At 37.1% G+C, this 20,389-nt stretch carries 22 protein-coding genes; 13 read left to right on the forward strand and 9 right to left on the reverse strand.

Features of this window, described 5'->3' with window-relative positions; all coding sequences use genetic code 11:
* Positions 1-52: 52 nt before the first annotated feature.
* From HCN54_RS04365 to HCN54_RS04385, 6 genes are all read left to right on the forward strand, one after another.
* Positions 53-2,425 (forward strand): outer membrane beta-barrel family protein, encoded by a 2,373-nt coding sequence (locus tag HCN54_RS04365; RefSeq protein WP_167596697.1) that lies wholly within the window; start codon positions 53-55, stop codon positions 2,423-2,425.
* 10 nt (positions 2,426-2,435) lie between these two features.
* Positions 2,436-3,212 carry a siderophore-interacting protein gene (locus HCN54_RS04370; protein WP_167596698.1) on the forward strand — a complete coding sequence of 259 codons (777 nt, stop codon included), beginning with the start codon at positions 2,436-2,438 and terminating at the stop codon, positions 3,210-3,212.
* Positions 3,213-3,427: 215 nt separating this feature from the next.
* Entirely contained in the window at positions 3,428-3,700 is a 273-nt protein-coding gene (locus tag HCN54_RS04375) for a hypothetical protein (protein ID WP_072982750.1), read from the forward strand.
* 20 nt (positions 3,701-3,720) lie between these two features.
* Positions 3,721-4,119, forward strand: coding sequence for a hypothetical protein (locus HCN54_RS04380; protein WP_167596699.1), 399 nt, complete (start codon positions 3,721-3,723; stop codon positions 4,117-4,119).
* 112 nt (positions 4,120-4,231) lie between these two features.
* A complete protein-coding gene (locus HCN54_RS17525; protein ID WP_262887886.1) occupies positions 4,232-4,357 on the forward strand; it encodes a hypothetical protein in 126 nt (41 codons plus the stop codon).
* 86 nt (positions 4,358-4,443) lie between these two features.
* Entirely contained in the window at positions 4,444-5,292 is an 849-nt protein-coding gene (locus HCN54_RS04385) for an SDR family oxidoreductase (protein ID WP_167596700.1), read from the forward strand.
* Positions 5,293-5,363: 71 nt separating this feature from the next.
* Here HCN54_RS04385 and HCN54_RS04390 read toward each other — a convergent pair whose 3' ends face one another.
* From HCN54_RS04390 to sbnA, 7 genes are all read right to left on the reverse strand, one after another.
* Complete coding sequence (locus tag HCN54_RS04390) at positions 5,364-7,502, reverse strand: catalase (protein WP_167596701.1); 2,139 nt, start codon at positions 7,500-7,502, stop codon at positions 5,364-5,366.
* 127 nt (positions 7,503-7,629) lie between these two features.
* On the reverse strand, positions 7,630-8,037 hold the full coding sequence (locus tag HCN54_RS04395; protein ID WP_167596702.1) for a hypothetical protein: 408 nt from the start codon (positions 8,035-8,037) through the stop codon (positions 7,630-7,632).
* A 2-nt stretch (positions 8,038-8,039) separates the two neighbouring features.
* Positions 8,040-8,585, reverse strand: coding sequence for a hypothetical protein (locus HCN54_RS04400; protein WP_167596703.1), 546 nt, complete (start codon positions 8,583-8,585; stop codon positions 8,040-8,042).
* Positions 8,582-8,845: a SemiSWEET family sugar transporter gene (locus tag HCN54_RS04405; RefSeq protein WP_167596704.1), complete on the reverse strand. Its 264-nt coding sequence runs from the start codon at positions 8,843-8,845 to the stop codon at positions 8,582-8,584. Before HCN54_RS04405 ends, HCN54_RS04400 begins: the two co-directional genes overlap by 4 nt.
* An 8-nt stretch (positions 8,846-8,853) precedes the next feature.
* Positions 8,854-10,281 carry a Y4yA family PLP-dependent enzyme gene (locus tag HCN54_RS04410; RefSeq protein WP_167596705.1) on the reverse strand — a complete coding sequence of 476 codons (1,428 nt, stop codon included), beginning with the start codon at positions 10,279-10,281 and terminating at the stop codon, positions 8,854-8,856.
* Positions 10,271-12,034, reverse strand: coding sequence for an FAD/NAD(P)-binding protein (locus HCN54_RS04415; protein ID WP_167596706.1), 1,764 nt, complete (start codon positions 12,032-12,034; stop codon positions 10,271-10,273). Before HCN54_RS04415 ends, HCN54_RS04410 begins: the two co-directional genes overlap by 11 nt.
* Entirely contained in the window at positions 12,034-13,011 is a 978-nt protein-coding gene (gene sbnA / locus HCN54_RS04420) for a 2,3-diaminopropionate biosynthesis protein SbnA (protein ID WP_167596707.1), read from the reverse strand. The genes HCN54_RS04415 and sbnA overlap by 1 nt, the downstream gene beginning before the upstream one ends.
* Positions 13,012-13,190: 179 nt before the next feature.
* On the opposite strand from sbnA, the gene HCN54_RS04425 reads away from it, so the two are divergent.
* Positions 13,191-13,769, forward strand: coding sequence for a DUF421 domain-containing protein (locus tag HCN54_RS04425; protein WP_167596708.1), 579 nt, complete (start codon positions 13,191-13,193; stop codon positions 13,767-13,769).
* Between the two features lie 29 nt (positions 13,770-13,798).
* On the opposite strand, the gene HCN54_RS04430 is transcribed toward HCN54_RS04425, so the two are convergent.
* The gene (locus HCN54_RS04430; protein ID WP_167596709.1) at positions 13,799-14,398 is read right to left on the reverse strand and encodes an alpha-ketoglutarate-dependent dioxygenase AlkB family protein; all 600 of its coding nucleotides are present in this window, start codon (positions 14,396-14,398) and stop codon (positions 13,799-13,801) included.
* A gap of 1,192 nt (positions 14,399-15,590) precedes the next feature.
* On the opposite strand from HCN54_RS04430, the gene HCN54_RS04435 reads away from it, so the two are divergent.
* The 6 genes from HCN54_RS04435 to HCN54_RS04460 all read left to right on the forward strand — a co-directional run bounded on the left by HCN54_RS04435 (position 15,591) and on the right by HCN54_RS04460 (position 19,017).
* Positions 15,591-15,728 (forward strand): hypothetical protein, encoded by a 138-nt coding sequence (locus HCN54_RS04435; protein WP_167596710.1) that lies wholly within the window; start codon positions 15,591-15,593, stop codon positions 15,726-15,728.
* A gap of 537 nt (positions 15,729-16,265) precedes the next feature.
* Complete coding sequence (locus tag HCN54_RS04440; protein ID WP_167596711.1) at positions 16,266-16,607, forward strand: single-stranded DNA-binding protein; 342 nt, start codon at positions 16,266-16,268, stop codon at positions 16,605-16,607.
* A 71-nt stretch (positions 16,608-16,678) separates the two neighbouring features.
* Positions 16,679-17,059, forward strand: a complete 381-nt coding sequence (locus HCN54_RS04445) for a DUF6876 family protein (protein ID WP_167596712.1) — start codon at positions 16,679-16,681, stop codon at positions 17,057-17,059.
* Between the two features lie 12 nt (positions 17,060-17,071).
* Positions 17,072-17,521 carry a RadC family protein gene (locus tag HCN54_RS04450; protein ID WP_167596713.1) on the forward strand — a complete coding sequence of 150 codons (450 nt, stop codon included), beginning with the start codon at positions 17,072-17,074 and terminating at the stop codon, positions 17,519-17,521.
* Positions 17,522-17,967: 446 nt separating this feature from the next.
* Positions 17,968-18,315, forward strand: a complete 348-nt coding sequence (locus HCN54_RS04455; protein ID WP_167596714.1) for a BfmA/BtgA family mobilization protein — start codon at positions 17,968-17,970, stop codon at positions 18,313-18,315.
* Between the two features lie 30 nt (positions 18,316-18,345).
* Positions 18,346-19,017, forward strand: a complete 672-nt coding sequence (locus HCN54_RS04460) for a hypothetical protein (RefSeq protein WP_167596715.1) — start codon at positions 18,346-18,348, stop codon at positions 19,015-19,017.
* Here the strand turns inward: HCN54_RS04460 and HCN54_RS04465 are convergent.
* Positions 19,014-20,234 (reverse strand): site-specific integrase, encoded by a 1,221-nt coding sequence (locus HCN54_RS04465; protein WP_167596716.1) that lies wholly within the window; start codon positions 20,232-20,234, stop codon positions 19,014-19,016. The genes HCN54_RS04460 and HCN54_RS04465 overlap by 4 nt on opposite strands.
* Positions 20,235-20,389 lie beyond the last annotated feature (155 nt).

Genomic DNA, 20,389 nt, shown 5'->3' on the forward strand with positions numbered 1-20,389 from the left:
CTACTTCTCAATAGGTTTTGCTCTTTTGCAGTCAAATCTAAACAATCAATTTATGCAGTTTAATTATAAAATACTTCTTATAGGTATTGCGCTTTTTCTTTCTGCGCAAACTATAGGGCTGGCTCAAGAAACCACACTCTCAGGTATTGTTACCGATGAAAGTTCTGGCCAACCCATACCATACGCAACCGTACTGGTGAAAAACAAAACGACAGCGGCTGTGATTACCGGAAGCACTACCAGTGATGATGGTAATTTTAAGATTACTTATGAAGATCAACCGGCTGTTCTTGAAATCAGTTTTGTAGGGTTTCAAACTAAATTAATCAACGACGTACCTACAGGAGGTACACACGATTTAGGGACGATCGTTCTTGGGATGAGTACAGAATCTCTGGATGAGGTGGTAGTTACCGCTGAAACTTCTACGATGGAATTTAAACTGGATAGAAGAGTTTTTAACGTAGGTCAGGATTTAAGCTCTGCCGGAATGGGTGCATTAGATGTGTTGAGCAATGTGCCCTCAGTGAATGTTGATATTGAGGGTGCAATTAGTTTGCGTGGAAGCAGTGGTGTTCAAATTCTTATCGACGGAAAACCTTCGGTATTAGCAGATGAGTCGAGCAATGCGCTAGGGACGATCACGGCTGATATGATCGAAAGTATTGAGGTGATCACTAACCCTTCAGCAAAATATGAAGCCGAAGGTACCTCAGGAATCATCAACATCATTCTTAAAAAAGAAGAGAAACGCGGGTTTAACGGTTCAGCTTCTGTAAATACCGGAGTGCCTAATAACCATAGTTTAGGATTGAGCTTAAACAACCGTTCTGAAAAGTTTAATCTCTTTACGCAGTTGGGAGCGGGACATCGCACGCTTCCTATGGAAAGTAATAGCGTTAACCGTAATCTCGAATCAGGAACCAGTGTTATTACAGACGGAGGTGAAGATAAGAATGAGACTTTTTTCAATCTGACTTTAGGAGCAGATTATTATATTAATGATAAAAACATTGTTACCCTTTCTGGTAACTATGCTTTTGAAAAAGAAGATTCCCCTTCTGATTATCTCATCAGTTCTCTGGACGCTTCCGGAGATCTGGTTTCGCAGTATAATCGAGTGGGAGAAACTTCGGCAGATAATCCTAAATATCAATTTGATCTACAGTACAAAAGTCAGTTTGGGGACGATGAGGATCACACTTTATTAGCCAGTGCTACCGGAAATTTCTTCGGAAAAGATCAAAGCTCTACGTTTATCAATAATCTGGTAGCCGGGGAATCTATTGATCCCAATCAAAAAACAGAAACCGACTTTTATCAGTCTGACTACACGTTTAAAGTAGATTATACTAATCCGCTTAGTGAGCGTATAACCCTTGAGGCTGGTAGTATGTATGAGATCAACGATGTAGGTAATGACTATGCCGTTTATACCGAAGAAGATGGGGCGTTTATCATAGACACTGATCTAACCAATAATTTTGAGTTTAATCAAAAAGTACTTGGGTTGTATGCGACTGCCGCTTATGAGGGAGATCGCTGGGGTTTAAAAGCAGGTTTACGCTTTGAAGATACTGGTCTTACGACCTTGCTTACCAATACTAATGAACAAAATAACCAGGCTTATAACAACTGGTTTCCTTCGGTACATACCTCTTATAAAGTGTCTGACCGGGTTTCGCTGCAAGCAGGATATTCAAAGCGTATTTTTAGACCCCGTTTATGGGATTTGAATCCGTTTTTTACCATTCAGAATGTGTACAACGTACGCCAAGGAAATCCGTTCTTACAGCCAGAGTTTGCAGACTCTTACGAGTTAACGAGTATTATAGGAGTGGGCAAACTTTCATTAAACAGTAGTCTGTATTTCTTGCACACCACAGATGTGGTGGAAACGGTTTCGGTTTTTGAAGATAACGTCAATATTTCAACGCCGCAAAACATAGGTACACGTGATCAGTACGGTTTTGAACTTAACGGGAAATATTCGGGCTTATCCTTTATGACGCTTACCGGTGATTTTAATTACGGCTATTTTATTAGAGAAGGGACATTTGAAGATCAGAATTTTGATTTCAGCGGAAATCAATGGACAGCAAGAATGACCACTAAATTTGATCTTCCTGCCGATATAGATTTAGAACTCAACGGAAACTATGAATCTAAATATAAAACCGTTCAAGGCGAGATCTCTGGATTTGCATTTCTAGACGCCGGACTACGCAAAAAAATCTGGGATGGAAAAATGGTTGTAAACGCTAGCGTTCGTGATGTTTTTGCATCTCGAATTAGAGAAAATACCATCAATCAACAAACCTTTTCATTATATGACTTTTCTAAACGAGGGCGGTTTTTTACGCTAGGGGTTAGTTATAGTTTTGGTAAGGGAGAAGCGATGACGTATTCAGGAGGAAAACGATAAAAACAGGCATATGAGAGCGATACTCACAGTAAAACAGAAAACGTTTTTAACACCACATTACATCAGAGTAATTCTAGAAGGAGCTGCGCTGGAAACCTTTGCAGCCGCTAGAGTGGGAGATAATAACAAAATTATAGTGCCTCAAGAAGACGTTCCTCTAATGCTTCCTGATGATCCTAGGTTGTTGACACAAGAGCAAGCGCAACGCCCTATTATGCGCACCTATACAATGCGCAATCTAGATTTGGAGAAAGGGGAAATGACTATTGATTTTGTGGCACACGGAGAAGAAGGTCCTGCATCTCGGTGGGCGCTACACGCACAAAAGGGAGATGAGCTCTTGGTGATGATGAAAGAAAAGACAAAACCGCTGTTTATACCTTCTGATAGGTATATTTTAGTTGGTGATCACACGGCGTTGCCGGTAATCAGTGTACTTTTAGAAAGCCTACCCAAAAATGCGCAAGGAACGGCCATTATTGAAGTCTATGGAAAGGAAGATATCCTTGATCTTACGAAGCCGGAAGGAATGGACATACAGTGGCAGTTTAATAAAACACCGGGTCAAGGTTCAGCCTTAGCCGAAGCGTTGATAAATATTGTTATTGAAAAGGACCAGACGCCTTTCATTTTCGCTGCCGCGGAATATACCATAGTCGATACCATACAACAACATATTAGAACAGCATACACCCTTGAGCGCAAGCAGTGGCACGCCTATTCCTATTGGAAATATGGATTAGCCGAAGATGCTTCAGCAGCAAAGCGAAGAGCGCAAACTAAGTAAAACTATTTTTTCTTATTATCTCTTAAAAGAAAAGCCCCGTCATCAGTGCGATAACGGGGCTTTTTAGTTTAATAATGTTGTTCAATTGAGTTCGTGAACGAGAGCTTGTAATATTTTTTAATATTTTAATAAATAATATTAAACTTTATTTAAAGTCATATTTGGAGTGATGTGGAATGGTTTTCATCTACTAATTTTAAAATAAAAACGATATCTTGAAAACTTCTCCAAACAGTCATTTTGCTAATTTGATAGCAACAATTCTAAAACGTTATCGCTGCACTGAGTCAGAAAAACAATGGTTATCTACTTTGTCTATAGATCAAATCATACAGATCTCACAGACAGAGTTTGGCGGCTTTGATAAAGTGACCGGTCAGTTTAATCCTGAAATCAAAAGTGGGACGTACAAGGTTAAGATAGATTACAACGATATGAATGAGGGGCGATGTAAACGGGAATACTTGGTTTCTAATCAGATCAATTAAATCTTATAAAATACTAAGTTGTGAAGGGTAATCATCAGCATATAACGAATTTTAAAACTGTGCTCTGGGTGTATCGTTTAGACATTGCTGAGTATTATGCTTTAGCACTTAGTGCAACTGATTGCTATCACAAACATATTTATAAGCGTTTAGGAGCACTTAAAACAGCAGTTATAGCTAGTATTTGTCATCAAGAGAAAGATATATCCAGTACTAATGAACATGCTGATGTGAATCTTAAAAATCAACTGTATTTTCCAAAACCTACTACAACCAACCACCTACGAAGCTTTGAGGCAAAACAGTTTAATAAAATAATCCAATTGCTTGAAGGATGCAGTAAAGCTTCAAAAGATACAAGTCCACAATTGGAATCAAATATGCAGCGATTGCAAGGCTTTTTAAATGCTATGAACTAATTGTTTTCTTGATGATACCAGTAGGATACGGTAAAGCAGTATGGTCGCTTAAAAGATCAATTATACGGTAGCTGCTAGGATTTAGATAAAAACAAACTAAAATTTTTCAATTATGGGTGATAAAAGTAAAAATGATAAAAAAGAGGATAAAAAGGATATAGATAAAGGTCCTATTAAAGATGATCACAAAAACCAATACGGAAGTACTAAAGACCGTAAAAAAAAGAGAAGGGCGTAGATACGCAACTTGCTTATACTCTACGGTAATAAGCAGACTCTTTTCCATTAAATATTGCTTTGCAACTAACCAATCAATCTATAAAAATGACAAAGCCCAAACAATTTCCAGAACAAAGTCAAGAACTTTCAGGAAGTGAAGCTCAAATGAATCCGCAGCCTGAAATAGTTAGAGAAAACTATAAAGGTTCAGAAAAATTAGTAAATAAAATTGCATTGATCACAGGGGGTGATAGTGGAATAGGACGAAGCGTAGCGGTCCATTTTGCAAAAGAAGGTGCTGATGTGGCTATAGTCTATAAATCAGAAACCGAAGATGCTCGAAATACTCAAGAACTCGTAGAAAAAGAAGGTAGAACATGTCTTCTATTAGAAGGAGATGTACGATCCCAAAAATTTTGCGAACAGGCTGTAGATCGAGTAGCGCGAGAATTGGGACCAATCAATATATTAGTAAATAATGCAGCAGTTCAATTTCCTAAAGACCATATTAGCGAAATTGACCAAGATCAACTTGCAGAAACATTTGAAACTAATATTTATCCTTACTTCTACTTTGCCAAGTATTTAGAAAACAAATTCGCTAAAGGGGATTGTATTATTAACTCGACCTCCGTAACTGCTTATAGAGGGTCATCACATTTAATTGATTATAGCAGCACCAAAGGCGCTATTACTACTTTTACACGCTCATTGAGTAAAGCCTGGGCAAAGAAAGGAATTCGAGTAAATGGTGTTGCTCCGGGACCTATTTGGACTCCCTTAATTCCGGCGACCTTTGATGAGGTGGCTCAATTTGGACAAGACGTACCCTTAGGCAGAGCAGGCCAGCCGAGTGAAGTGGCTCCAGCTTATGTATTTTTAGCATCGCAGGATGCTAGCTACATCACCGGGCAAATCATACATGTGAATGGGGGAGAGGTAGTGGGTGCGTAATACGCCTCCAAAAATATCTAAATAAAAAGGCTGTCAATGACAGCCTTTTTTTTATGGAATAATTGGATAAGCTAAACGGCAATACCATCAACCTTATCTTTACGCTCCCAGTTTCTGTGTTGCGCTATTGCATCGATAAATGCTTTTGGCTTAGCATCTATAAATACGGCTTTATCTTTGTCATAGTGTTTATATGCACTGTGTTTTAGAAGTGCTTCGCCTTCGCCCAAAGCAGCAACAGCTTTACAATGTTTCAAAGCTTCATTGACAAACTTTTGAAATTTAGCTTTTGCTTGCAAGTTTTTTACTGCTTTTTGACCTCCCGTAATTAATACCGCATCAAAAAGCACACTTTCTGTTGTTAAAATGGCCGCATCAACCTCGTGTTTCATACCTTGATCACAAGTTATTGAACCTCCGTGCGGTGCTATTATTTTAACCATTGCTCCAGCTTGCTCTAAAGCAGTTTTGTAAGGTTCAAAACGTTTCATATCGAACTGGTCTGCAGCTAAAAATGCTATTTGTCGTGTTGCAATACTGTCAAATTTAGTATTGGCTTGACTTAAACTTGAATCTTTATCTAGATATTGTTTTTTAGAATTAGGCTGAAATTTTTCAATGTCTGCATCTGCACCAATCGCTAGATTGACGGGTTCATCTATTTTCTTCGGTACGGTCAATCCTAAGCCGTCAGCAACTTTCTTGGCCAATTCTTGGTCAATCTGGTTGATGATCCATAACATACGCTCTTGAATATGTTTATGATTGCATTTACCAAGTTCAAAAGTATAGGCATCAGCTACGTGTTGTTGCTCCCAAGAAGATAAACTGCGGTAGAAAAGAGCAGGTTGAGAGTAGTGATCGCTAAAGCTAGCACTGCGTCCTCGTATCTTGTGCGCATCAATACGCTCTTGGTGGTGTGTGTATCCGCCTTCGGCCATTTTAGCCAAATGCGGACAACCCATACTTAGGGAATTAGGGAAGTACGCAGTTTGACCTTTAGGGATTTCGGTTTGCATATGTCCATCCCTTTGATTGTTATGATGTGGTGCTACCGAACGATTGATGGGAATTTGATGAAAATTAGGACTTCCGAGTCGCGATAATTGGGTGTCTCTGTATGAGAACAAACGTCCTTGTAATAACGGATCATTAGTAAAATCGATACCCGGGATTATATGACCAGGAAGAAAAGCTACTTGCTCGGTTTCTGCAAAGAAATTTTCAGGATTTTTATTTAAAGTCATTTTCCCAATTATTTCTACCGGAACCAATGCTTCTGGAATCAATTTGGTAGGGTCGAGCAGGTCAAAATCATATTTGTGCTCATCTTCTTCCGGAACCACTTGAATTCCAAACTCCCATTCAGGATATTGACCGGCCTCGATAGCTTCCCAAAGATCTCGACGGTGAAAATCTGAATCAGCACCATTAATTTTAATGGCTTCATCCCAAGTTACGGAATGAACTCCTAGCACTGGTTTCCAATGAAACTTCACAAAATGAGATTTACCGTCTTTATTAATAAATCTAAACGTATGAATACCAAAACCTTCCATCATACGATAACTTCGAGGAATGGCCCGATCACTCATTACCCAAATATGATTGTGTAAGGTTTCAGTCGCCCTAGAAACAAAATCATAAAACGTATCGTGAGCCGAAGCTGCTTGAGGAATTTCATTATTGGGTTCTGGTTTTACCGAATGAATTAAGTCAGGAAATTTCATCGCATCCTGAATAAAGAAAATGGGCATATTATTTCCAACTAAATCCCAAGTTCCTTCATCAGTATAAAATTTTACAGCAAAACCTCGTACATCGCGAGCTAAGTCTGGAGAACCCTTAGAGCCTGCGACGGTAGAGAATCTTACAAATACTGGAGTTTTGCGTTTAGTATCGGTAAAAAGTCCGGCCTTGGTATACTTCTCTATACTCTTATAGAGTTCAAAATACCCATGAGCTCCGCTACCGCGTGCGTGAACAATTCGTTCTGGAATTCGCTCATGATCAAAACTGGTGATTTTTTCGCGTAATAAGAAATCTTCCAGTAGCGTAGGGCCACGTTCTCCGGCCTTTAGTGAATTGTTTGTGTCATTGACTTTAAGCCCTTGGTTGGTGGTCATGACCTGATCCTGATAATCCTTGGTGGATTGCTCGAGTTGATCAATTTTTTTTGATTTAAACTCGTTAGTTTGCTTTTTACTCATAGCATCAATATTGGTTAGTAACTGTTTAAAATTAGACAGTTGCATCAATACATATGCTATCTAAAAGGTTAAAGTATTTTTATAAATTAATTAAAATTATCTTAAATCATAAGCTTGCAATCATAATTTATAATAGAGCTAAGGCAGTAGCTGCAAAAAGAATATGTGCGATCAATAAATTGAGGTAATAACGTTGTCTATCAAAAGTTTTTGAAGGCTTGGAAAACCAAAAAAGAAGTATCCACATCAAGATTCCTAACCCACCTTCTAACCCTCCGAATATTAAAATTTCTAAATACTGAGGAAACGAAAAATAGTTCCTAAGCAGATCGATTAAGTATAGAAAACCAATTCCGGTAATATAATGGGTGATCCATCCGTAAGGGGAACGCCAGCCATCTCTTTTAAAAAGCAGTCGGTTTAGCCAATAAGGTTCCACTAAATTTTGATGCACTAAACAACTAAAGCCATAGCTGAATAAAGTCATTACTGTAGTACTTGCTAAGGTGATCAAAAATAAGGAGACGATATTCATAACTAGGTTTGTTTTTCTTCCTCTTCAATTTCCTCCTCAGATATCAGGTAGTGATCCTTACCCAAACCTACAATTGTTATAATATTGGTGACAGTGGTATAGAGTAAGAGCACAACAGTAACCATCATACCGCTTAGTAAAGAGGATGAAAAGAGTGTTGCCCAATAAATATATTTAAACCAAAAGGTGGGTACTTGCTCAGATTCAGTAATTGGAATATTAAAAATCTGAAAAAGCACTAAGGCAAAAATAAATAGTACAGTATCTAATTTTGCAATATTCGCGACCTGCTTATAATGTGCCTTTTTTAAGGTAGATCTTGAACTCGTACTGATTCCCAAGAGCGTGAGCAATAAGGTTAAAATGGTAGCTGAGCCCAAAACGATGGTATTGCACAGCATGTTAATACCAGAAAGAGAGGCTTCAATAAGCACTTTACCTTTATAACCGCTTATATTTCCTAATACAAAAATTGCAACTAAAAGAAATACAAAGGTGATAAAACCACCCATTAGAGCACGTTTGTTTGTACTGATAAAGTTTTTCATCTTGTATACGATTTATCGTATTTCAATTTGGTGTAAACCATCATTCCATTAAATAGAAAAGACAGCCCATTTGTTATAATTATAGGCCAATCTTCTTTGAGTATGCCATAGATGGTCCAAGACCCTACACCTATTAATAGGCACATAAACATAGGTAAGGATATATCTTTGGCAGATTTAGTGCGTAACACTTTATACACCTGAGGGAGTACTGCTATTGTCGTAAAAATGCTAGCTGTCGTTCCTACAATTGTTTCCATGACCTTGTCTAATATTCCTGATCAAAATTCTTAAAATGATAATCCTCTTGGTACTCAGCAATACTTAAATTTTGAGCACGCTCAAACAAATGGGCTTCAGTTTCAAAGAAATGCATCATATAACCAGCGGTATTCACAAATAGGACCGCATCTCCAATTTCCGGAAGCTGTGGTAACATGATTTTGCGTTTCAATAAAATATCCCGCTCCAGACAATAGGCTCCAGTAAAATATACAGGAACAGATTCAGCATTAGATTTTTGATGTTTATAGCTTACAAAAGGATCTAAAAGAAAATCGGCACTTGAACTTTTTAATTGGGACATATTCATTTCCAAACCTACAAGGTGATTTCCTTCTGCATCTATTTTGCGATGCGCTACACGGGCTACGGTAATTCCTACTTGATCCAGTAAACTACGCCCCGGTTCTAGACGTAATTCAATACTATTAGCTTGCAGTCGTTGAACAACAGTTTTATTATTTTGATTAGGCGTTTCCAAAATTTCTTTGAGAAAATTAGCCTTAGTATTCTCGTTGTAATATGGGTACGTTTGCAAATGTCCTTCGAGTTCCCCGTTGCGCATAGTAAAACCTAGACCGTCGTTATTGTAAGTAATAGAAGGATGCTGTTCTAAGACAGCCTGTTTTAATACGTGTTGAAACGCATCCCATTCTTGTTGAGATTGCAGATAGTTCATCAATATTCCTCCACCTATATCAATAAAAGAAATAGGTAATTCAAGAGGTTTCAATATTTCGATAAGATCTAGGGTTTGATGAAGCGCTGTTCCACGTTGAGCGGTACTATAACCATCTAAATGAAAATGAAAACCCTCTAAACGAATTTTACCTAAAACTGTAGCATCTTTAAAGTAACGCTCTATAAATTGAGTAACGGCTGTGATATCAAACCCGAAACGACTTTTTAATTTAGACCCTTGAAAATCAAATCCTGAAATGCGTATACCAATTTTTACTTTTTTATTAAGTTGAGTAGAGAGCGCCAGAACCTGATCGAATTCATCTTGATTATCTATGATAAGTAAAACCTCTTGCTCAATAGCAGTTTGCAACAATTTTTTATTCTTAATGGCAGCAGTAGAGATAAGTTTGTCTGAGCTGATATTAAGATCTAAACATTGTTGAAGTTCGGGGTAGCTGGCGGTATCAATACCTATATTCATTTGGGCTGCGGCAGGGATGAGATTCTTAAATTTATTTGCTTTTCTGGCAAAAAACAATTGATACTTGATCTGATAGGTATCTAAAATTTTCTGATACTCTTCTATATTTTCTTGAAATGCTTTTAAATGATGCAGATTTATTGGCGAACCATATGCCTCTAAGAGGTGCTCTAGAAGGTCAAAATTGCCTATAAGTTGATGCATCCATTGAGAAGTAATAGGAGTTAGTGCAGGTAAATTAGGATTCATAAGTAAGGTTGTAATTTTTGATTTCTTGAACGTTTTTTACAGTGTTACGCGCCCAGGCACTTGACGTATCGTTATGTGCTCTAGAAAGCGAGTCATTATCAAATAGTATATGTTCTGTGGGTGTACCATATAAAACGATGTTTTTTTCTATGGATCCGGATGATGAAATTGGGTGCCCTTCAATGGTGCAATGTAAATCTATCCAATCTTGCTCTTGAGGGGAAGAGAACAAAGAGGTCGTGCTATTTCCATTAAAAAGTATTGCGGATGATTTGGTGAATTTTCGGGGTATTCGCGCATCAATCATAAAGTCTGCATCCTGCTTATGATTATTTAATGTAACCGTCCACCCACGTTTGGTAGATACTGTACTCGGATGTTTTGCAAATGAAAAATTGAGAATTCCGGCCTGATGCAGAGCGAGCATTTTTTTAATATTTTCAATTGGAGGCCCATATGCAATACGGTTGAAAAGTCCGAAATAAGTATCTTGAAACCGTTTTCTTGATTTAGAAGTTAAAAGCGCTGTTTGGTAAAGTCTATTGAACTCTTTAGAAAGATTCCTCCACGCACTTGCCGCAGCTACCCATGGACTTTGAGCTTGATCTAATTCTTTAATCCAAAAATTCCAATAGTTTTCAGGTGAATTAGCGTAGTCTAGATTGGAATGTGCTTCGGGGTAGAGGAGTTCATCTGCCTTAAAGGGAGCTATTGCTAAATTCAATCTATGAAAATCAGTCTTTGCTGCATTAAAGTGTGCTACATCAGAAGGTGTATACTCAAACCCATACATTTTAAAAAGCATCTGATAATACGCTAATTCAATGTCTAGTTTGATCCAAGGCAGTATGTCCCTCTCAAAATCAACATGAGTATGCGAATTTAAAATTGAATCGATCTTATTTTTTAGAAAATGGCTAGTTGAATTTAGCATATCTGATTGATCCCCTCTTGGTACAATAGGAATACCAGAACGTGAATATGCAATTATCAATGCCGGCTCATTTCCAGATTTTAAATAATCGAAAGCCCCTGATGTATTTTTTTTAAATACCCCTCGACGCCCTTCAGTCAACTCAAGAATGGCATCTATGGCTGTAAGTCCCATACCCTTACACAACACGGTGGATTGAGGGGGAATAGGATTAAGGTTTTCGCAAAGTGGATAGACAAAGGGGATATAGCATTGTGATTCTTTCTTTTGCTGCTTACAGCTTTGAATTGCAGGGCTGTGGCCTGTTGTAATTAAAAGCGATTGAAAATGTATATCCTTGCAACAAGTGTTTTCTGTCAGCAATTTATAACCCTCTGTTTCTTTCAGGATATCAGTGACACAAGTAGTGTGTAGTTGAATATTAATTTTAATACGTGCAGCGCTAAGAATACGTTCAAAATAATACTGTAAATACCTTCCCACTACTGCTCTAGGAGCTACCTGTGAATCAACTTGCTCTTTAGGGAGATTATACGTTGAACTTAACCAATCACTAAAAGATTGAATAGGGATAAGCGGTTGCAAGGCATTTGAAGGACTACAAGAAATATATTTATTGGGATAGTTCATCAAAAGATATTCGGGCTGATTAGGATCATAGATCCACCCACTTGCAAAATTTTCAGTTTCGTTGAACAAATGAATAGTTATAGCACTACAATTATCGCAATGATCAAGTTCAGCTACGAGCCTTTCAAATCCATAAAAGCCTTTAGGTCCTAAACCTATGATTCCTATGTGAAAATCAGCGAACTCCATTATTTTAGATGACTTTGAACCCAGTTTTGATTATATAGCGTATCAAGATAACGCTCTCCTCGATCGCAAAGAATTAATACGCTTTTACTATTCTCAGGCAGCTGCTGCTGTAATTTTAAAAAGGCGCTTAAGACTGCTCCTGAAGAACCGCCAGCAAGAATACCTTCGGTATCTAAAAGCTTATGACATCCTTCAACACATTCCATATCTGAGATATGACACGCACTTTCAATAGCTTCTCTTCTCAAAAAATGGGAGGGTAGTCCTGCACCATGGCCTGGAATATGACGTTCTTGAGGTTTATGACCAAAAAGAACGCTTCCGACCGCATCTACCGCAATCATCTTTGTATTCAGTCCGTGCGCTTGAATGTAATTGGCACACCCCATCAGGGTACCGCAAGTGCTGGTTGCGGCGAAAACATAATCTACTTCCGGCAGATCGTGATATATTTCTCGCATCGTACGATGATGCGCTTTCGGATTGGATTCATTTTGATATTGATTCGTCCATACCGAATTCGGGATTTCCAGAAGTAACTCCTGAATTCGAGCAAGTCGTGCCCCCAGATAGCCGCCATTAGCAATAGGTTTTTTTACTTTATTGATTTTAGCCCCATATGCGTTTAATATCTTCAATGTATGCGGATTGGCTTTTGGATCAACTACGATAATCAGAGGTATGTTATAATAACAACATACTTGTGCCAAACCTACAGCCATATTTCCGCTACTACTCTCAATCAAGGTAGTATCTTTTGTAAAATGACCTTTGCGAATTCCTTCTTCAACTATTGCTAAACTAGTGCGATCTTTAATACTTCCACCAGGATTGGCCATTTCCATTTTAGCGTAAACTTCACGACCTGTAATAGAAGATAGTCGCTTGAGGTGTATGAGTGGAGTGTTCCCGATAGTATCAAGCACGGAGGATTTCTCAATTCGACGTAGGGGCTGTGTGGGTAATTGCGTGTACATAGGAATTATGGTTAGTTATATGGTTGTTTACTTAAAATTATATTTCGCATATTTTGTGAACTAGCAGAATAACAAAAATTAACATTAACCCGTTAAAATGCTCTAAAACCTAGAATTAGCAATCATTAAGAACTCTAATGTTTATAATTTTTAGCAATAATTATTAAAATGGAATGTATATGGAAAATTGGCTTGTTGTTTCAGAGACTACAATAATCAAAGTGGTACTGTCAGTAATTTCTATTTTTACTGTGATGATTGTAATTACGCGTATCAATGGACTGCGTACATTTGCCAAAATGTCGAGTTTTGATTTTGCTGCGACCATTGCGATTGGTTCCGTACTCGCCTCAATTGTTTTAAATACAAATCAATCACTAGTTAAGGGGACAATTGCGCTCGCTTGTATTGTGGCTTTTCAGAGTATTTATTCGTGGTTAAGGCGAAAATCGAAAACGATGCAACATTTAATATCTAACGATCCTGTGGTATTAATGTATCAAGGAGAGATTTTCTACGAAAATTTAAAGAAAACTAATGTTGGTGAAGATGACCTTATTGCTAAATTGAGAGAGGCCAACGCATTAAATTTTAAAGAAGTGTATGCCGTGATTTTAGAAACTACAGGTGATATGTCTGTATTACACGGACCCGATCATCAAAGCATCGATAAACGAATTTTAAAGGGGATTAAAGGTTGGCCTACTTCTAGTTCTGATGATACTGTAGCTAAGCCAAATAAAAATTCAAATTTGTAGGAAGCCTTATAAGTTACCGATTTAGTCCCTCAATGTTTTATTAGTTGACGAAAAGTCAAACTTATACGAGGGGTTGTTACCTTTTTAGTTTTGGAAATGTTGTGTTTCCAAAACTGTTGTGTTTCATCTTTCATCACTAACAGACTCCCAGCGTGCAGCTCAAAACTCACTTTATTTTTGGTTTTATTATGCTTCAGATTGAATTTGCGTGTAGCTCCAAAACTTAAGGTTGCAATAGTACCGTTTGCAACCAAATCACGCTCATCATCACTATGCCATCCCATAGCAGTAGTTCCATCAGGGTAATAGTTTAATAGGCAACTGTTAAATGTTTCGTGAAGCTGATCTTCCAATTTGGCTTTCAAATTCAGCAAATCTTGATTCCATATTTCGCACTGGCGCTTGGTACCTGAATAGGTATAAGTTAAGCCTGAATCTCCAAATAAAGCAGTTTTTCTTTGGGTGTAAATTGTCTTTCCAAAAATTACAATTCGATCAGATTGCCAAGGAATTGCGTTGGAGAAAACATCCATATAATATGCTTGCATTGTGACGTCAATGAATGAAGGATCAAATGCCACGCAACCATCATAAGGCAATAGGTTTTCTGTTTTATTTCTTGGAAGCATATTGGAATCTGAATTTACATAGTTTGATTTAAAGTTTAAAGAAAGGGCAACCTATAATTTAGAAAATCCTAAGCTTTTAAAGCTAGAGATAAGTTTAGCATTATAAAAAATTTAGACAAAGAATAATAGAAATGTAGAAACAACCAGGTTTAGCCTTTGCTATTGAAGATAAAAAAGGGAATAATATAGTTTAACCTATAAAAACAAAGCCCCGTCATCATTATGATAATGGGGCTTTTTGCGGAGAAAGAGGAACTATCCGAATTTGCAGTTTTCAGCGTTATTTCTGGCTTTAAAAGCGCTCTATATATTTATATCCACCGAATTAGTCCCTTTTTAACACTAGACAATTACTTTAGGTGTTTTTTACTTGTTAGTTTTAGAGTACAGCATTAAAACTTCATAAAAAATTGATGTTATATATTTTACTTTAATAGTTGTAAGCACATCACATATTTAAGGAATAAAAGGTTACTCTTCTCGGGTAACCCTCAACTAATTTTCGTTTTTAAAATTAGTTGAGTGAATCCATATCGATCAAAAAGAGATATTTCACAACCCCTTTTTCTAAGCGTTCAAAAGCTTCATTTACTTCTGACATCGTAATGATTTCTGACTCGGCGACACTATTGTGCTCATAGCAAAAATCTAGTATTTCTTAAGTTTCAGCGATACCATAAATATTAGAGGCAGAGAAGCTTTTGCGTCCCATAACTACATTAAAAGCAGCAACTTCTAGGGCTTCAGGAGGTAAAACAACTAAAACTAAGGAACCATCTATTTTCAACACTCCCAAGTATTGACTTATATCATGTTTTGCCGAAACGGTTTCGATAATGATGTCTTGAGACCCCCATAGGAGCCTTCATTTACGGCTCATCTATAAAGAGCACTGCTTTATCCTCACCTAGATGTTTTGCGTATTCAACTTTAGCAGGAGAAATTGTAAAAACAGTGACTTAAGAGCCCATTACTTTTGCTATCTTAATGGCAAGGTGACCTAAACCACCTATTCCTAAAACGCCTACTTTTTTGTCTGGTCCGGCGCCCCAATGTTCTAACGGCGAGTACACAATGATTTTTTAGCAATAATGTCTTACAAGCTATGGGTAATAAATATCAAAAAGTGTAGCGCAGGGGGCTTTTCGCTTTATGATAGAAAAGAATATTGTAGTGATTCCAAAATCAGCGAATGAAGATCGAATTAGAAAATTTTAATGTTTTTGATTTTGAACTTTCTGCAGATGATATTCACGAAGCCTTGATACTAATAAAAGTTTATTCTTTAGTTACAGAGACCCGAAGATCATCAAGTGGTTCTCAAAGATGATTGAGTAACATTTATCTTAAAATGATTTAATTATAACCCAAAGAAAGGTTGTAATAACTAAAAGCCCTATCATTATTTCGATGATGGGACTTGTTTTTTATTGACTCGCTTATATATGTTAGACTATAATAAATTAATTCCCCTTCTCAAGTTTTAAAACTTCCCTCGTTAGCTTTTTGAATTCCCTTAAGCAGCATCGCTGTACTTCTCTTTTTTTGAAAGCAAAATACCAATAGTTTGAAGTTAGCTGGACAGCATAACCGCTCGTGCCTCGCTTTTATATGTCCTTACTAATTCAAACTCTTGAAAATGTATCAGCAACAAAAAAAGGGAACAGCGATAGGCACTAATGGAAGTAAATCAAAAAGAAATCTTATGAAATCAGTTCAAAACATACAAAAAGAAGCGGAATCAAAAACCTTAAAAACAAAAAAGGGAAACGCTCAGGATAACATAAGTAAATCATTTTTTGAAGGTATAAACGCAAACTGTCCAAAGGGTTTGGGCAGCATTTTTAATCATCTAAATTTTAGAGTTATGAGTACACTAAGAAATCAAGTTCAATTAATCGGAAACGTAGGGCAAGAGCCTACACTAACAACCCTAGAAAGCGGTAAAAAAGTAATGCGCTTTTCATTGGCAACCAATGAGTTTTACAAAAATGCCAAAGGCGAAAAAACACAGGATACCCAGTGGCACACCATTGTGGCGTGGGGCAAAACGGCCGAGCTTATTGAGAATTATGCACCCAAGGGCAAAGAACTGGCATTAACCGGAAAACTTAAATCCAGAAGCTATACCGATACTGCCGGGCTTAAGCGCTATGTTACTGAAGTAGAAGCTTCCGAAATTGTATTACTGGGTAGCAAATCCGAGTAAATCACTTAAAAAAGAGGGCGAAGATGTTCCACTATTAACGCCCTCTAATTATTCACTTTAAATAACTTAAAATGAGCGCACAAAGTAAACAATTAATAGAACAGCTACAAGGGTTTTGTGGGAGTACAACTTATTATAAAATACCCCTTGTAAAAGCACGATATACCGAGGGGATTAAATACCTCACAGAACAAGCCCAATGTCACTGGCTAGTTACGGACACCGCAGTAGTGTGTAAAAGCCTTAAAAACAAGAGCAACTTTATTGTGATTCTTTTCAAACGCAATCCAACGAGCGTACAAGAGCGGACTCATAAAGAGGCGAAAATCACCTATGCTGATGGGAACGGAACCATTCTATTGGAACAGGAATACGAGTACACCGACTTTCCTTTAGATGAACTACGACTGTTTTTTGTAGATGATATGTTGATGCTCCCTAATGAATATTAAATCCTAGAAACTATGGAAACACGTATCAATGAAATAAGTCTTAGTTATAGACCAAAACGCAAGGCGGAGCATTGGCCACAAATTAGTTCTTCTTCACTGGCCGCCCACGTGATTTATCAGAACTGGGACCAAAACACTATTGCCGTTTATGAATCCTTTAAAATCGTATTGCTTAATAATAGCAACAAAGTAAAAGGTATTTATCAGATATCTGCAGGGGGAATCACAGGCACCTTAGTGGATCTTAGATTACTTTTCGCAGTAGCCTTGAAATCTTTATCCGTAGCACTAATCTTAGTACACAACCACCCGAGTGGAACCCTAAGACCTAGCGAAGCCGATAGGCAATTGACCCGTAAAATAAAAGCAGGTGCCGACTTTTTAGACATCAAAATTTTAGATCATATCATCATCAATCCCACAGGAGACTATTACAGTTTTGCTGATGAAGGGATTTTGTAAAACAGCTAACCGTATCAAAGGCCTCTAACTATTTAGAGGTCTTTTTTATGCGAACCCACCTTTTTTTTGCAAAATAAATTATATTTAAAGGGCTGGAGCACAGCAACTAAATTATGTAGGTATATCCCTTTTTTGACTTTCGCTGATAACCTACCTATACCATTTTACATACTTGGAATTATTTCCTCGATGCAAGCAATGGACCATTTTATGCAATCGAAAATGGAATCCGTTGGTTTGAAATTTTGTTCGCCTGGGGCGAACGAAAAGGAAAAGCAAGAGGGTAACCCGCTACGCGAGGTTACAAGACAATCTTATCTGCACCAACCCCAATGAAAATAGGAGGTAAGCGTGTTTTATTAGCGTTGTATTCTAAAGGTCAACCGGGTGTTTTTAATGGAAAAATGCAGTGACCCCAATAAACACCACAAAAAATTCACGGAAAAATGGATAAAGGATATGAAAAAGAGCGGTTTGTCAACTTGAGCATCAAGGAATCTGTAGCACGAGATTTTCGAGTCTTCAGTAAAAAGTTATCCAGATCGCAGTCGATGGCCTTACGAGAAATGCTTGATTTTTTTCAAGTCAATGAGCTCTCGCCAAACGAACGTTTAGGTCCTTCAGGAAGAACCCTAGAAGCCAACCTTAAAAAGCGTATTAATGCAGTTATTGCCATTATACGCGATATCGAAAAGACCCAAACTAAACCTACCAACGCGATGCTGCAGTCCCTTTTTGAATTGGAGACGGAAAAAGAAAAGCCCCTGATTGTGGAAAAGAAATATGCCTTTTAGAATGTAGTCTATAGAGTAAAACATTTATAAATGAACAAATCTATCAAAATGGAAAAAGTAAATTATATCATACAGCTTAATGAAATTTTTAAGCGTTTCAATGATGACCCAAAAGTTAAACAAGGGCACATATCCTTGTACATCGCTTTTTTTCAAAAATGGAATCGAGAATTTTTTAGGAGGAAAATTTCAATCAATAGCAAGGAGATAAGAAAATGGGCAAAGATCAAATCAAAAACAACCTACCACGGCCATCTAAAAGATTTGGTGAAATGGGGTTATCTAAAATACTATCCTTCTTCAACTCCAAAAAATCCCTCTCAAGTTGAAATGATAATTCTTCATCCCAAAATTGATACAAGCAATGGTACAAGTTCAGTTCAGAAATTGGACTCGACCCCACCATTGGGAGTCCAAAAAATGATACCTTCTATAAAACAAAAAAATAAAAACATAAATAAACAGGCCGAGCCAATTTTTCAGAAATCTATTATTGACTTTTTTGAGCAAAACAACTGGCCGGAAATTGAAGCGAGGAAATTTTATATTTATCTAAAATCAAAAAAATGGAAAATGGATAATTGGCAAAAGATTGCCCAGATCTATGCCAAAAATGATTTTAATTTAAAAGAGCCGACTATGAGAAGTCCATTTTTTGAATATGTTCAAAAATTAGAGCGGAAGCACAAATGGGATGACTAGATTTTAGATTTAAACTTATCTCTCAAAATAGACATATCACGTGATACTTTCATATCTAAAATTTTCGCATAATGCTGGGTTGTTTTTAAATTAGTATGTCCCAACATTTTGCTAACAGATTCAATAGGTACACCATTAGTAAGAGTTACAGTAGTGGCAAAGGTATGTCTTGCCAAATGAAAAGTAAGATTTTTAGTAATGCCTGCTAAGGTTGCTATCTCCTTAATATATGCGTTCATTTTCTGATTGCTAAGTACTGGCAGCACTAATTCTTTTTCTTTCAGCAGTTCGTTGTCTTTATATTTTTCAATAATCTTTTTCGCAATTGGCAAAATTGGAATATTACTTCTTGTATCTGTTTTAGAACGCTTTGTTTTTACCCATTCTTCACCATCAGCTCCTATGCTAACATCAGTTCTATTCAGCTTTTTTACATCCGCATAGGCGAGGCCTGTAAAGCAGCAAAAGATGAAAATATCACGTACTTGATCTAGTCGTTCCATTTTCAAATTAAGATCGATGATTTTTTGAATCTCCTCTTCCGTCAAAAATTCACGGTCCACAGTTTTAAGTTTAGCTTTCCAGTTTAAAAAGGGATCTTTATCAATCCAGTCGTTAGCGTGAGCAATACGAATTATCTTTTTGAAATTGGTAATATATTTTATGGCTGAGTTGTGCGCACACTTTCGAGTCGTTTTTAGATAGTATTCCAGGCCTGTAATGAATTTATGATCTACTTCTTGAACAGGTATATCACTTTTCTTGTATTTGTATTTTATAAATGCTGCTACGTGTTTTTTGCAAGTGCGATATCGCTCTGCAGTTCCAGCGGCGAAATCTTTTCCTACTAAGTTGTCCACTTTGTTATTGTGGTCCTGAAAAATCTCAAGAAGCATCTTTTGGGATTTGTCTTTACCTAAGTATGAATCTCGAAGATTCAAAGCAGTATAAGATTCCCCTTCACGTTGAAACTGATGCTGAATACCATATATCTTATCTGTGATTATGCTTATTTCTCTATTAATCTCTTGCGAATTTTGGGAATTACCTAAAGCGCGTTGGGTTTTGGAGTGCCAATCGTCAACTTTGACTTTCCTATGAATACTACATTCAGCCCTGCGGCCATTGAGCGTTATCCGTAGATAAATAACAGCTTTACCGTATTCATCGGCTTTACTTTTTTTGATGTAGAACAGAAGAGAAAGAGAATGTGACACCGAATACTATTTTAAATTCTCTTCAATGTAATCAAAAATATTTAATGAAACACGAAATTAAAACATTGAAATACAGTGTTTTAAATGTTATTCGGTGTCAGTTGGTGCACATAAAAAAGTGACACCGAATTGTCCACCTTTTCTTTGTACTTATT

The organism is Leeuwenhoekiella sp. ZYFB001 (genome assembly GCF_011784865.1).
Lineage (GTDB): Bacteria > Bacteroidota > Bacteroidia > Flavobacteriales > Flavobacteriaceae > Leeuwenhoekiella > Leeuwenhoekiella palythoae.

Coding starts and splice junctions, on each gene's coding strand:
- HCN54_RS04365 (WP_167596697.1), top strand. CDS start 53: ATGCAGTTTAATTATAAAATACTTCTTATAGGTATTGCGCTTTTTCTT.
- HCN54_RS04370 (WP_167596698.1), top strand. CDS start 2,436: ATGAGAGCGATACTCACAGTAAAACAGAAAACGTTTTTAACACCACAT.
- HCN54_RS17525 (WP_262887886.1), top strand. CDS start 4,232: ATGGGTGATAAAAGTAAAAATGATAAAAAAGAGGATAAAAAGGATATA.
- HCN54_RS04385 (WP_167596700.1), top strand. CDS start 4,444: ATGACAAAGCCCAAACAATTTCCAGAACAAAGTCAAGAACTTTCAGGA.
- HCN54_RS04390 (WP_167596701.1), bottom strand. CDS start 7,502: ATGAGTAAAAAGCAAACTAACGAGTTTAAATCAAAAAAAATTGATCAA.
- HCN54_RS04395 (WP_167596702.1), bottom strand. CDS start 8,037: ATGAATATCGTCTCCTTATTTTTGATCACCTTAGCAAGTACTACAGTA.
- HCN54_RS04400 (WP_167596703.1), bottom strand. CDS start 8,585: ATGAAAAACTTTATCAGTACAAACAAACGTGCTCTAATGGGTGGTTTT.
- HCN54_RS04405 (WP_167596704.1), bottom strand. CDS start 8,845: ATGGAAACAATTGTAGGAACGACAGCTAGCATTTTTACGACAATAGCA.
- HCN54_RS04410 (WP_167596705.1), bottom strand. CDS start 10,281: ATGAATCCTAATTTACCTGCACTAACTCCTATTACTTCTCAATGGATG.
- HCN54_RS04415 (WP_167596706.1), bottom strand. CDS start 12,034: ATGGAGTTCGCTGATTTTCACATAGGAATCATAGGTTTAGGACCTAAA.
- sbnA (WP_167596707.1), bottom strand. CDS start 13,011: ATGTACACGCAATTACCCACACAGCCCCTACGTCGAATTGAGAAATCC.
- HCN54_RS04425 (WP_167596708.1), top strand. CDS start 13,191: ATGGAAAATTGGCTTGTTGTTTCAGAGACTACAATAATCAAAGTGGTA.
- HCN54_RS04430 (WP_167596709.1), bottom strand. CDS start 14,398: ATGCTTCCAAGAAATAAAACAGAAAACCTATTGCCTTATGATGGTTGC.
- HCN54_RS04435 (WP_167596710.1), top strand. CDS start 15,591: ATGAAGATCGAATTAGAAAATTTTAATGTTTTTGATTTTGAACTTTCT.
- HCN54_RS04440 (WP_167596711.1), top strand. CDS start 16,266: ATGAGTACACTAAGAAATCAAGTTCAATTAATCGGAAACGTAGGGCAA.
- HCN54_RS04445 (WP_167596712.1), top strand. CDS start 16,679: ATGAGCGCACAAAGTAAACAATTAATAGAACAGCTACAAGGGTTTTGT.
- HCN54_RS04450 (WP_167596713.1), top strand. CDS start 17,072: ATGGAAACACGTATCAATGAAATAAGTCTTAGTTATAGACCAAAACGC.
- HCN54_RS04455 (WP_167596714.1), top strand. CDS start 17,968: ATGGATAAAGGATATGAAAAAGAGCGGTTTGTCAACTTGAGCATCAAG.
- HCN54_RS04460 (WP_167596715.1), top strand. CDS start 18,346: ATGAACAAATCTATCAAAATGGAAAAAGTAAATTATATCATACAGCTT.